This window comes from Collinsella aerofaciens (genome assembly GCF_002736145.1).
GTDB classification, from domain to species: domain Bacteria; phylum Actinomycetota; class Coriobacteriia; order Coriobacteriales; family Coriobacteriaceae; genus Collinsella; species Collinsella aerofaciens_A.
Map to the genome: position 1 here is coordinate 1,126,837 of NZ_CP024160.1, position 12,642 is coordinate 1,139,478.

9 protein-coding genes are annotated in these 12,642 nt (G+C 61.2%); 2 read left to right on the forward strand and 7 right to left on the reverse strand.

All coding sequences use genetic code 11. The annotated features are described in order from the left end of the window. Nucleotides 1-21: 21 nt before the first annotated feature. Nucleotides 22-864: a Cof-type HAD-IIB family hydrolase gene (locus tag CSV91_RS04910; RefSeq protein ID WP_099432031.1), complete on the forward strand. Its 843-nt coding sequence runs from the start codon at nucleotides 22-24 to the stop codon at nucleotides 862-864. A 118-nt stretch (nucleotides 865-982) separates the two neighbouring features. Here the strand turns inward: CSV91_RS04910 and CSV91_RS04915 are convergent, their stop codons facing one another. The 4 genes from CSV91_RS04915 to CSV91_RS04930 all read right to left on the reverse strand — a co-directional run bounded on the left by CSV91_RS04915 (nucleotide 983) and on the right by CSV91_RS04930 (nucleotide 7,444). After that, nucleotides 983-1,777 (reverse strand): Cof-type HAD-IIB family hydrolase, encoded by a 795-nt coding sequence (locus tag CSV91_RS04915; protein WP_099432032.1) that lies wholly within the window; start codon nucleotides 1,775-1,777, stop codon nucleotides 983-985. A gap of 206 nt (nucleotides 1,778-1,983) precedes the next feature. Beyond that, the gene (locus CSV91_RS04920; RefSeq protein WP_099432033.1) at nucleotides 1,984-3,804 is read right to left on the reverse strand and encodes an adenine deaminase; all 1,821 of its coding nucleotides are present in this window, start codon (nucleotides 3,802-3,804) and stop codon (nucleotides 1,984-1,986) included. A gap of 355 nt (nucleotides 3,805-4,159) precedes the next feature. Continuing rightward, nucleotides 4,160-5,371 carry a tyrosine--tRNA ligase gene (gene tyrS / locus CSV91_RS04925; RefSeq protein ID WP_035137437.1) on the reverse strand — a complete coding sequence of 404 codons (1,212 nt, stop codon included), beginning with the start codon at nucleotides 5,369-5,371 and terminating at the stop codon, nucleotides 4,160-4,162. Nucleotides 5,372-5,467: 96 nt separating this feature from the next. Further along, the gene (locus CSV91_RS04930) at nucleotides 5,468-7,444 is read right to left on the reverse strand and encodes a peptidase U32 family protein (RefSeq protein ID WP_157757996.1); all 1,977 of its coding nucleotides are present in this window, start codon (nucleotides 7,442-7,444) and stop codon (nucleotides 5,468-5,470) included. Between the two features lie 162 nt (nucleotides 7,445-7,606). Between CSV91_RS04930 and CSV91_RS04935 the strand changes: the two genes are divergently transcribed. Further along, nucleotides 7,607-9,811: a transglycosylase domain-containing protein gene (locus CSV91_RS04935; RefSeq protein WP_099432035.1), complete on the forward strand. Its 2,205-nt coding sequence runs from the start codon at nucleotides 7,607-7,609 to the stop codon at nucleotides 9,809-9,811. A gap of 184 nt (nucleotides 9,812-9,995) precedes the next feature. On the opposite strand, the gene CSV91_RS04940 is transcribed toward CSV91_RS04935, so the two are convergent. The 3 genes from CSV91_RS04940 to truA form a co-directional block, all read right to left on the reverse strand. Next, nucleotides 9,996-10,433 carry an arginine repressor gene (locus CSV91_RS04940; RefSeq protein WP_006235280.1) on the reverse strand — a complete coding sequence of 146 codons (438 nt, stop codon included), beginning with the start codon at nucleotides 10,431-10,433 and terminating at the stop codon, nucleotides 9,996-9,998. A gap of 132 nt (nucleotides 10,434-10,565) precedes the next feature. Next, the gene (locus CSV91_RS04945) at nucleotides 10,566-11,564 is read right to left on the reverse strand and encodes a glycosyltransferase family 2 protein (protein WP_147579388.1); all 999 of its coding nucleotides are present in this window, start codon (nucleotides 11,562-11,564) and stop codon (nucleotides 10,566-10,568) included. 203 nt (nucleotides 11,565-11,767) lie between these two features. Next, complete coding sequence (gene truA, locus CSV91_RS04950; RefSeq protein WP_099432037.1) at nucleotides 11,768-12,592, reverse strand: tRNA pseudouridine(38-40) synthase TruA; 825 nt, start codon at nucleotides 12,590-12,592, stop codon at nucleotides 11,768-11,770. Nucleotides 12,593-12,642 lie beyond the last annotated feature (50 nt).

The following is a 12,642-nucleotide window of genomic DNA, read 5'->3' on the forward strand; positions in this document are numbered from 1 at the left end:
CAGCAGAAAGGGCTGCATCAAATGATTGTGTTTTCCGATATGGACGGAACGCTGCTGACGAGCGATAAGCAAATGAGCGATGCCACCTGGTCGATGCTCGACGAACTCGCTCGACGCGGAATTGAATTTGTGCCCTGCACGGGACGTCCGCTGTCGGGCATCTTTGAGCCCATCCTCGCCCATCCCGCCGTGCACTATGCCGTCTGCGCCAATGGCGCCAGCGTCTGGCAGCTCGACGACGATGTGTCCAACGATGCCTCGCGCGCCACGCGCATTTTGAGTCGTCCGCTCGATCGCGGCATTGCCCATCGCGTCCGTCGCATCGCCGCCGGCCACGATGTGACCTTCGATATCTTCGCGGATGGGCAGTGCTTCCTCCCCCGCTCGCTCTACACGCGCCTGGACGAATTCTGCGGCGGCGACCCCCACATCGCGGCTTCGCTCAAGCGCACACGAACACCGATCGACATGGATATCGACAGCAAGATCGACGGGGTCGAGACGCTCGAACGCATCGCCATGTACTGGCACGACCCGGCCGATCGCGACGCCATCGCGGCTGAGCTCGACACGCTCGGAGGCATTGAGGTCACGCGTTCTTATGCCATGAATATCGAGGTCATGGGTGAGGGTGCCACCAAGGGAACGGCCCTCACGTGGCTATGCGAGCACCTGGGCGAGCGTCTCGCCGACGCTTGGGCGTTCGGCGACAACATCAACGACATCCCCATGCTGCAGGCAGCGGGCCACGGCATGGCCATGATCAGCGCCGAGCCCGAGGACCGCGACGCCGCCGACGCCGTCACCGAATACGACAACGACCACGACGGCGTCGCCCGCACCATCATGGCCGCCCTCGCCTAGTCATGGGTCAGTCATTGGGGACGTTCTTAAACGACTAGTCACTGGGGACACTCTTCGCAAAAAGCTGCAAGGACTGTCCCCCACTGTCGGCAGAAAAGGAACGTCCCCATCTGCCGGATTAGGAGAGACTCTCCAGCACGCGACGGAGCTCCTGCTGGACGGCGTGGTCGCGGTTACAACCCACCACGCGATCGGCCACCGCCTTGAGCGCGGGGCGCGCGTTTTCCATCGCGCAGCCCGTGCCGACGAAGCGAATGATCTCGTAGTCGTTCATCGAGTCGCCAAACGCCATGACCTCGTCGCGTCCAATGCCGTAATGCTCCGCGAGCTGCGCGATACCCGAGGCCTTCGACACACCAGGCTGCATGGCATCGATCCACGCGTTGCCCGAAGGCGCAAAAGTAAAGAGCTGACCAAGTTCGCGCTGTAGCACGTACGCACTGTCCATAACCGCACTGTCGTCGCAAAAGATACTCGCTTTGATGATATTTACGCTGGGATCGGGCAGCTCCCAAATGCGCTCGGCATTGGGAAGGTCCTTATCGACCTCGCGCACGAACTTGCACTCATCATCGAGCAAAAAGGACTTGGTTCGGTCAAAGAGCGCAAGATGCAGATTGGGAAACGTCGCGACGGCCTGGGCGAGCTTTCGAATCGCCAGGTGCGAATACACCTCGCGGTCTACCATTTTGCCGTCGGCAAAGACCTGGGCACCGTTAGCTGCGACAAAGTCCATCTTGTCGCGAACGGGCGCAAAGAACTCGCACAGGCGATCGTAGCGGCGACCTGACGATGCGGCAAAATGCACGCCATGCTCGCGTAGTGCCAGAATCAGTTCGTAGGTCTCAGGCGGCACCTGGCCATTTTCGTCAAGCAGCGTGCCGTCCATATCGGATGCAATCAGTTTAAACATAGAAAAGCTCCCTTCGGGCTTGTTGGAATCGAACGCGTATCCGATTCCAACGTACCCAAAGGGAGCTCAAATAAGACTCCGCGGGCGTAAACGTTACAAGGACCTGGCAAATAGCTCACACATGCCAGAGGTCCTACGGTCGCGGCGTCAGGCAGCCCGCCAAAGAGTGTCCCCGATGACTAGTCGTTTAAGAACGTCCCCGATGACTAGTCGGCGTAGGTGAAGGTTGTGACGTCGAACATGCCCTCGGGGCGGATGCGGAGCGTCGGGATGACCGGCAGGGGCAGGAAAATGATGCCCATGATGGGGTCGAGCGGCGGCTCAATACCCATGGCGCGCGCCTTGACCATAAAGTCATCGTGCTGCGCGGCAACGTCCTCGGCCGTACCCTCGCTCATAAGGCCACCGAGCGCCAGCGGAATGCGCGCCACGACCTCGCCGTTGCGCACCAGCACGTGACCGCCCTGGCCCACGGCCTCGACAGCAGCCATCATATCGGCGGCGTTGTCGCCCACCACGCACACGTTGTGCGAGTCATGGCCGATCGTGGAGGCGATAGCGCCGCCCGTGATGGTAAAGCCGCGCACCCAGCCGCGACCGATGTGCTTGCCAACAAGACCCAGGCCCGCAGGACCATCGCCGTCGGCGCCCTCGGCCTGCAGTGACACGCCGCGGCCGTGGCGCTCAATCAGCATAATGCGGCGCAGGCCCTCGGCGTTCTCGGGGCGAGCCATACCCGTGATGGCCTTACCCGGCACCACGTCGATCACGGCCTCGCCCGGCTTAAAGGCATAGTCGAACACGTCGAGCGAAAGCTTCGGCAGCTTAACGGAAGCACGCAGCTCATCGGCAAGGGCCGCAACCTCGGCCATCTCGGGTGCAATCTCGCCCACAAAGGTGCCGTCCTGCGCCACCAGGGCACCGGCGGCATATACGCGATGCGGAGCCGTGGCAAACGTCAGGTCGTTGAGTACCAGCAGGTCGGCACGCTTGCCCGGGGCGATGGCGCCACGCAGCTCGTGCGGGTCGCGGCAGCCGTGATCCAGGCCAAACGCCTCGGCCGTGGAGAGGGACGCCATAGAGATAGCGACCACGGGGTCGATACCGGCCTCGATAGCCACGCGGCAGGCATTGTCGATCATACCGGTCGAAAGCGCATCGGAGGGAGCGCGGTCGTCGGTCGCAAAGCAGCAGCGGCGGGCACGGGAAGGATTCTCCAACAGCATCGGAGACAGGTTGGCCAGGTCGTGACTGCACGTGCCCTCACGCAGCATCACATACATGCCGCGGGACAGCTTGTCGAGTGCCTCCTCGGGAATCGTCGACTCGTGGTCGGCGATAATGCCCGCTGCGGCATAGGCGTTGAGGTCCTTACCGGCAACGAGCGGCGCGTGGCCGTCAACCTGCTTGGACGGCGTCTGGTTGGCAGCATCGATGCGAGCACAGGTCTCGGGGTCGGCCATAAAGACGCCCGGCAGGTTCATCATTTCGCCCAGACCAAAGACATCGCCTGGATGCTCGGCAAAAAACGCCTGCATATCGGCAGCCGAAATAACGGCACCGGCCTGCTCGTCGGGCAGCGCGGGCACGCACGAAGGCATCATGTACTTGATGGAGATGGGTGCGCGGCGGCCGTCCTCGATCATAAAGCGCAAGCCGTCGAGACCGGCAACATTGGCAATCTCGTGGCTGTCGGCAATGGCGGTGGTAGTACCGCGCGTCGCGGCCATGCGAGCATACTCGGCGGGACGGATGTTCGAAGACTCGATATGCAGATGCCCGTCAATAAAACCGGGAGCGAGATAGCGACCCTGGCAGTCGATGACCTCAATTGCCTCGTAGGTGCCAGCGGCATCGTCGCGACCATCGTAGAGCACGCCGACGATCACACCGTCCTTGACGGCAACGCTACCGGGCGCCACACGCTGGCCATACACGTCGACGATCTGCGCATTGGTAAACAGCGTGTCGACGGGCACGCGGCCCTCGGCGGCCTCGATCACAGTCCTCATGACCTCAACGGACATACATACTCCTTTAACCGTAGAAAACAGCCGCGGAGCGGACAGACCTTCACCGCAGCAAGCCAATAGCCATTGTATGCCCAAACGATGGGTCGGGAATACACCCCCCTCCGCTTAACGGCACACGCCACCCCGCGCAATGAGAAGGAGTGTCCCCCTACGACTACTCATTTATGTCTGTCCCCAATGAGTACCCCGATGTTCTGGCAACGACAGCGAAAACCCGCCAGAGCGAGCAAGGTGCCTTGAAACGAGGCGGCATTGATCTTTTGATCATGCCGCCGAAGTTGAAAGGCAGATTGCCGCTCTGGCGGGTTTGCAGCGTCAACCGGTTACGCGGTTTGGTAAAACCGCGTAACTAAACCAACTTAAAGCCCTTGCGCTTGCCCACGGAGAGGGTGTCGCCCAGCTTGAGGGCGCTCGGGTCGATGTTGTAGCTCTTGGGAGCCACGGCCTTGCCGTTGATCTTGACACCGCCGCCGTCGATATCGCGACGAGCCTGGCCGGCGCTCGCCGAAAGACCCAAGTCCTTGAGCAGGCCGGCGAGGTAGATCTGGCCCTCGTCGTTGACGGTCAGCTCAACGTGCTTCTCGGGGAAGTCGGCGAGCTGGCCCTCCTTGAACACGCGGTCGAACTCGGCCTGAGCCTCGTCGCCGGCACCGGCGCCGTGGTAGGTGTCGCACAGGTCGCGACCCAGAGCGCGCTTGAGTTCATAGGGATCGGCGGAGCCATCGGCCAGGGCGGCGTCGATCTTGTCGACCTCGGCCGGGGTGAGCGAGCTGGCCAGACGATAGTACTTGCCGATCATCTCGTCGGGGATGGACATGGTCTTGCCGAACATATCCTTGGGAGCGTCGGTCAGGCCGATGTAGTTACCGTAGGACTTGGACATCTTACGAACACCATCGGTGCCCTCGAGCAGCGGCATGGTGAGCGCGATCTGGGGCTCCATGCCCATCTTCTCCATGAGCTCACGGCCGGCGAGCAGGTTGAAGAGCTGATCGGTGCCACCCATCTCCACGTCGGCCTTGATCTGCACGGAGTCGAAAGCCTGCATCACGGGATACAGGAACTCATGCAGGGCGATCGGCGTCTGAGACTGGTAGCGCTTGGTAAAGTCATCGCGCTCAAGAATGCGGGCGACGGTGAACTTGGAGCACACCTGCAGCAGACCGGCCAGATCCATCGACAAGATCCAGTCACCGTTGTGCACGATGGTGGTCTTCTCGGGATCAAGAATCTTCATGGCCTGGCTCACATAGGTCTCGGCATTGGCCTCGATCTGCTCCTGCGAAAGCTGCGGACGGGTGGAATTCTTGCCCGAAGGGTCGCCAATCAACGCGGTACCGTTGCCGATGATGAGGGTGACGTTGTGGCCCAGGTCCTGGAACTGACGCATCTTGCGCAGGGGCACGGCGTGGCCCAGGTGCAGGTCGGGGCTGGTGGGATCGACGCCGAGCTTGATGTTGAGGGGCTCGCCCTTCTCAAGCTTCTTGCGAAGGTCGGCCTCGGGGACGATTTGGGCAGCGCCCGAGGTGATGATACGCATTTGCTCGTCAACAGACAGCATTGGGTATCCTCCTTTTGCTATAGCACCCTCGCCGAAAACGGCGGTGCTGGAAGTCCATAAACTCTCATATGATAACAAACTGACGCGACGCGGCACCTACGACAGGAAAATCCTCGTCCTGCCGCACACGTCGATAACGACCGGCAAACGTGTGCCGTCACGTTCGACCAAAAAGCGCGCCTGCTGACGGCGCGGGCAGTCACGACAATGGACCTGCCCCGTCGCATCCGTAGCGCAGACGCCCTCGGCGATCAGCAAGCAGTGCTCGCACACCATGAGCTCGGGACGGTCGGCATCGACAGGCCCCAAGACACCGGGACAAGCGGCAAGCTCGGCAACACGCTCCGCGTCGTCGGCGACAAGCTCGGCCGACAAGTACACCCGCCCCGCCCCGAGTCCGCGCAGCCAGGTAAGCGTGACCCGGTTCGCGCAGAACACCGGCGCCGCCACGTCAAACGTCGCGCCCAGCTCGCGGGCCATCGCCACCTGTCCCAGATTGCGGCAGACGACGCGCCCGGCACGCTGCATAAGCGACCGAGTCCGCTCGGTATCGCCCGCGCGGCACACTTCGTCGAGCACCACCGTCGCATCGGACAGATCTCGCTCATCGCGCGGATCCACATCCATCAGTTCCCAGGCAAAGACCATACGAGCAAAATCCTCGCGCTTTGCCGGCTCCGCCGGCCCCGCCAACTCCGTCGGCACGTCGCCATCTGTCAGAACGCCCTCAAACGGCAGCACCTCAACGGACTGCTCAACAGGCGCGACCGTATCCGCCTCGGCCCGCATGCGCTCCAACACCGTTGCCGTTTGCCCCAGCACGCCGGCGCTGCGAATCAGATAGACCTCGCAGCCCGCGTCCACCTTACGTTTGCAATGCACGACGATGTGCTCTCCCGCAGCGGCATCCACGGGGCAAGGCACCTGCGGCCAGCGCTTGGGTACATCGGGACGCGCGTCGACGCCCGGATAGAACCGAATCTCGAGCGTGTCACCCGCCGCCACGGCGGCATCGAGCTCAACGGTCACCTCTTCGTGGCCCACAGCGACCAAGCGCCCCACGCGCACGCCCTGGTTAATTGCGCGCTCAAAGCTCATCAGCTCGGCACCCGAACGCCCTCGCAGGTACGCATCGGTAAACCCACGGTTAAACGACCTTCCCAGCTCGCGCTCAAGCTCTTCCACGGCACCGGGGTCCCACGCGCCGTCGCACAGCATATCGAGCGCCCGGCGCCACACCCGCACCACGTTGAATACGTAATCGGGGTTCTTCATGCGCCCCTCGATCTTGAGCGACGCAACGCCAGCATCTACAAGCTCGGGCAGATGCGCAATACCCAGATAGTCATGCGGACACAGCAGGCGATCTCCCTCGACGGCAACAACGCTCTGTCCCGCCTCGTCCACTAGGTCGTACGCCAGACGGCACGGCTGCGTGCAGTCGCCGCGCATCGCCGAGCGCCCACGCCGCAGGGCCGAGAACTCGCACGCCCCCGAATAGCCGATGCAAATCGCACCGTGGCAGAATACCTCGATGGGCACGCCCGTGGCACATAGCGCCGCAATCTCGTCGACCGTCAGCTCGCGTGCCGTCGTCACGCGCTCGACCCCCAGCTCATCGGCGGCAAGCCGCACGGCGCCTTCGCTATGAACGCCCGCCTGCGTGGACAGGTGAATCTCGACCCCGGGAATCGCCGCGCGCAGTGCACAAGCCAGCCCGGCATCGGCGACAATCAGAGCATCGGCGCCCAGCTCCAGTGCATGAGCCCCCAACGCCACCGCGTCGGCAAGCTCATCGTCAAACACGAACACGTTGAGCGTCACGTACACACGCACGCCATGGGTATGCGCCACGGCGCAGCCGCGCGCAAACTCGTCATCCGTAAAGCCATGGGCACTCACACGGGCGTTAAAGCCGCCCAACCCCGCATAGATGGCATCGGCACCCGCGGCGATGGCCGCAAGCATCTGGTCGAGTCCGCCCGCCGGCGCCAGCAGCTCGGGCAGCGCCGCACCGGCAGCATCCAATCCAGTCTCGTATTGTCCGCTCGGCCCCATCGTCCGAATCGCCATCGACAAACTCCTTACCAAGGTATGCATTCACTCTGAAAAATGCCGTCTTCCAGCATACACGAGGCCTCGCGCGCCCCGTTTGGTTTATCGTGTAATAACTTATGTCCATCCTGCCCCGACGGCACATCCACCGTCCGGCACGACATACCTGGAGGTCAATATATGGGTCCTCGCCAACGACAGGGACACAGCCGTTCAAAGACGCACGCCCTGCCCATAATCCTGCTCTCGTTTTTGGGCTTTCTGCTGATTGCGGGCGTGGCGTTTGGCATCGGCATGGTCGGCAACGTCAACCGCTGGCTGTCCGATCTGCCCGACTACACCGACGCCAACGCGTATCTGGTGAGCGAGCCCACCGAGATCGTCGACTGCAACGGCAACAAGATCGCGAGCTTCTACACGCAAAACCGCAAGTCCATCACCAAGGACGAGGTCTCCCCCTACGTGCTGCAGGGCACCGTTGACGTCGAGGACGAGCGCTTCTACGAGCACGGCGGTATCGACCTGTGGGGTATCGCGCGTGCTGCGGTGGCAACCCTCGGCGGCGGGCACGAAGGCGCCTCGACTATCACCCAGCAGCTGGTGCGCAACACCATCCTGCAGGAGGAGCAGTTCGACTCGACCATTGAGCGTAAGGTGCGCGAGGCCTACATCGCCATCAAGATGGAGGACATGTACTCCAAAGACGAGATCCTCATGATGTACCTCAACACCATCTATTACGGCCACGGCGCCTACGGTATTGAGGCCGCGGCCGAAACCTATCTGTCCAAGAGCGCCGCCGACCTCACCCTGAGCGAAGCCGCACTGCTGATCGGCCTTCCCAACTCGCCCTCGCAGTACGACCCCACGGTCAACCCCGACCTGGCGCTGTCCCGTCGCAACAAGGTCCTCGACAACATGTTGCGCCTGGGCCACATCACCCAGGAGGAGCACGATGCCGCACAGGCCGAGCCCATCACCCTCAATGTGACCGAAATCTCGGGCAGCGGCGTCGACGTATACTCGCAGCCCTACTTTGTCTCCTACGTCAAGCAGCTGCTGGAGCAGGAGTTCTCGACCGACGTGCTCTTTAAGGGTGGACTGACCGTCAAGACCACCATCGACCCCACGATGCAGCAGGTGGCAGAGAATGCCGTCCGCGAGCAGCTCGACACGCTCTCGCTTGACGGCCTGGACATGGGCATGGTCGTCGTCGACCCCAAGACCGGCTACATCAAGTGCATGGTGGGCGGCTACGACTACAACGCCGACGAGAACCACGTAAACCATGCCACGGCCAAGCGTCCCGTCGGCTCCACCTTTAAGGCCTTTACGCTGGCAACTGCCATCCAAAACGGCATGAACCCCAACGTCACCCTCAACTGCAACTCACCGCTCAAGGCCAAGGGCACCACGACCGAGGTCCAAAATTACGCCAACCAGAGCTATGGCAACATCACGCTTAAGCAGGCGACGGCATACTCCTCCAATACCGGCTACATCCAGGTGGCGGAAGCCGTCGGCAACAGCAAGATCATCTCGCTCGTCAAAAAGCTCGGCATCGACCCCGCCAAGGACAACATCGAGGACGTTCCCGTCATGACGCTCGGCACTGGCTCGATCTCGCCGCTCGAGATGGCCGCCGCCTACGCGACGTTTGCCAACGGCGGCTACTATCGCCAGCCGATTGCCATCACCGAGATTGACTCTCGTACCGGTTCGGTGCTGTACCAGCACACCGACAATCCCTCACAGGTGCTTACCGAGGGCGAGGCCGCCGCGGTCACCGATGTTCTGTCCGGCGTCATGAAGGGAAGCGGTACGGGTGCTGCCGGCGCCCTGAGTGTCAACCAGCCCTATGCCGGCAAGACGGGCACCACCGACAACACCACCAACCTGTGGTTCTGCGGCTATACCCCGCAGCTGGCGTGCGCCCTGTGGACCGGCTATTCCGCGGGCGAGATCCCCATCCAAAAGTACGGCACGGACCTGCTGGGCGACAGCACCAACCTGCCTGTCTTTAAGCGGTTTATGAACACCGTTCTGACCGGTACCGAGCGCGAGGAGTTTGCGACCGGAACGGCGCCCACCTACAAGAACAACAGCGTCTGGAAGTTCTACGGCACCAACAACACCAAGAAGACAGAGAACGACGACAAGGACGAGAACGAAGAGGAAGAGGAAACCGCCACCACAACGACTACCACGACGACCACGACCACCGAGACCACGGGCGGCGACACCACCGACACCACCGGCGGCACCGGTACGACCGGTGGCTCGACGGGCGGCTCCACTGGTGGTTCGACCGGCGGCGATGGCGGCACCCCTACGCCCACACCCACTCCCGACCCCTCGCCCACGCCTGACGATACGGTCGGCTAAGAAATACGCGGCTAAAGCCAACAAGGCCCCGAGCAGCTTATTGAGCTGTTCGGGGCCTTTTAGTTTGAAGCGACCTGGTGGGCGGTCTTTATACCGGCAAACAAAAAGGGGTACCGACCAGCGTCGATACCCCTTACAAGCTGCTATGTAAGCACACGCAGTGCCGAGCGCACGACCCGCACGCCTACTTGCGAGAATTGCTCAGCTTATTGATCAGCGCCTCGAGACGCTCGCCGTCCTCGGCCGTCTGGGCAATAACCAAAATCGTATCGTTGCCGGCAAGCGAGCCAAGCACATCGGGCAACTCTGCCGCATCAACGGCGGCGGCGATGCCGGAAGCCGTGCCAGGCTGAGCCTTGATCATAACCAGATTGTCGGTACGCAGAACGCCCGTTACGAGCTCGGAAACCATACGCTGCAGGTGCAAGTCCTCTGCCAGAACATAGATGCCCTCAGGGAGCTTACGCAGCCCCATGTCGGCAATATCGCGAGAGACAGTCGCCTGCGTGCAATCAAAGCCCATAGCACGGAGCTCATCGACCAGCACGCGCTGCGTGCGGACATCCTTATTGCGCACAATATCTCTAATGGCATCCTGGCGCCCATTGCGTTTTTTAGCCATACAAACCCTCACTCCAAAAGATGGCGGAGACAATCAATCAGTGATTGAATAGTTTAACGCTATTTGAAGGCTTTTGTGTATAAGAACGCATTTCGAAACAATTCTATGCAAGTTTGTTTCGTAATGAGCCGTTTAGGCGGTTTTTGCGCCCGTCCGGTTAAGAAAAGCTGCCAGATGCGTACACATCACGCAACGCGCGGGCTTGGCGCTAGCGATCGGCCCAAACAACAGACCGAGCCCCCGATGGTTGTCCTTGAGCGCGGCGACCATCTGACGGGTTCGAGGCGCCTCGAGCATATCACGCATGCGGGCGGAACGCTCGATTGACGACACCCCATGCGGGCTCAGACACAAATTCTCGATGCAGGCGACCAGTCCGACAAAGTAGAACTTTTGGCTTGCCAGCTTGAGCCGACCACCGCTATCTGCTTCCGAGAGTGAGTCCGCAAGCTCGTCGAGCGCTCGGGTGTCATCGGATACCCTGGCATACATGGTGGGATCAAAGGCATCTGTAAGCTTAGGCGCTACCGCGTGGAAACAAGCGTCGCCGCATCCGGAGACACGCTGCGCCTGCGAGAGCGCGCATGCCATAAACCCAACTGTGCGAAACGCCTTGTCGCACAAAAGGCATGCCTCAAACAGCGGACGGCTATACATCACGCCAGAGACTTGAGCAACCAAGCCGCCTAAAATCAACTGAGGCAGCCCGGCCACCATCGAAGATTTGCTATCAATGGAAATATGAGTAGCATCCAAGACGCGCGAATGGCGCTCTCGATGTGCATCATAGCGGTCGAGCGACACCGTGGGGAACACTATGTCTGCCGCAGTATCGCACGCGATATCGACCATCTTGGAAAGGGATTGCGGAGCAAACCACTCATCGGCGTTCATGGCGATGATTTGAGAGCCGCGCGAGACAGCAAAACCGGCACGAAGACACGCGCCGCGCGTCGCGTCCTCGACGTCAATCAAATCAATATGGATGTCCCTGTCGGCAGCAACTTGAAGCGAATGGCGCACACCGGACGCAGCATCGCGGCAGACAACGACAATCTGCAAATCGTAGAGGTCTTGGTTCTGGATACTCTCGAGCGCACGCATCGCATAGCTGGGCGAACCTTCTACCACAAGGATCACCGAAAGTCGCGGATGCGAGCCACGTCGAACCAAATTATCCGTCCTCTCGACAGCAATGAATCAAACCGTGGTTCATGGTACACCCCGGCAATAAAAGCAATGAGACACCAGTTGCATTGCACGCCAAGAACAGATGTTGCACACGCGCAGCCCACAGATGACAGGTGTCGACGCACGACACGTCGAGCCCTCCCCTAGTCGAGCACGACAAGCTCGGCGGGATCGTAATCCACGCCCATAAACGTAAGGCCGCAGGCAGGAGCCGTTGGGCCCGCGGCGGTGCGGTCGCAAGCATAGATAACCTCGCGCATCCACTCGGGTTCACGGCGATGCATGCCAATCTCGACAAGCGTGCCCACAATCGTACGGACCATCGAATGCAGAAACGCATTGCCCTCGATGGTAAACGTCAGGATGTCCTCGCCAAACGCAACCTCATGGCCAAATTCGGCACGCATCACGCAGCGATGCGTGGGCTTGCCAACGGCCGAAGCAACCTTGCAAAAGCTTTTAAAGTCCTGCTCGCCCAGCAGTGCGGGGCAGGCAGCAGACATAGCCTCAACATCCAAGGGATAGCGATGCCACCACACGGCACCGCGGGACAGCACGGGGCGCGCATCTCGATCGGCAATGCGGTATGTATACGTACGGGAACGCGCGTCAAAACGCGCAGAAAAGCCTTTACGGGCCTTGTAGACCTCGTTAATGGCGATATCTTTGGGCAGCAGGGCATCCATAGCCCGCAGCCACCTACGGCGCGTACAAGCGAGCTCAGCGTCCGTTACGGGCACGCTGATGTACTGAGCCACGGCATGCACGCCGGCATCGGTACGCCCCGCGCACGTCAGATCGATCGGGCGGCGAAGCAGCGTCTCAATGGCTCGACGTAGCTCACCCGCAACCGTCGTCTGTCCCGGCTGCTCGGCAAATCCGCTATACGACGAGCCATCATAGGCCACGCGAAATACGAGTGTGGCGTCAAGCTCGGAAATCGAATTGAAATCAGACGGCGCAGTCATGGGCGCTCCCAACAAACAAGCAACGGTATCGCGACAAAAAAAGAGGGGTA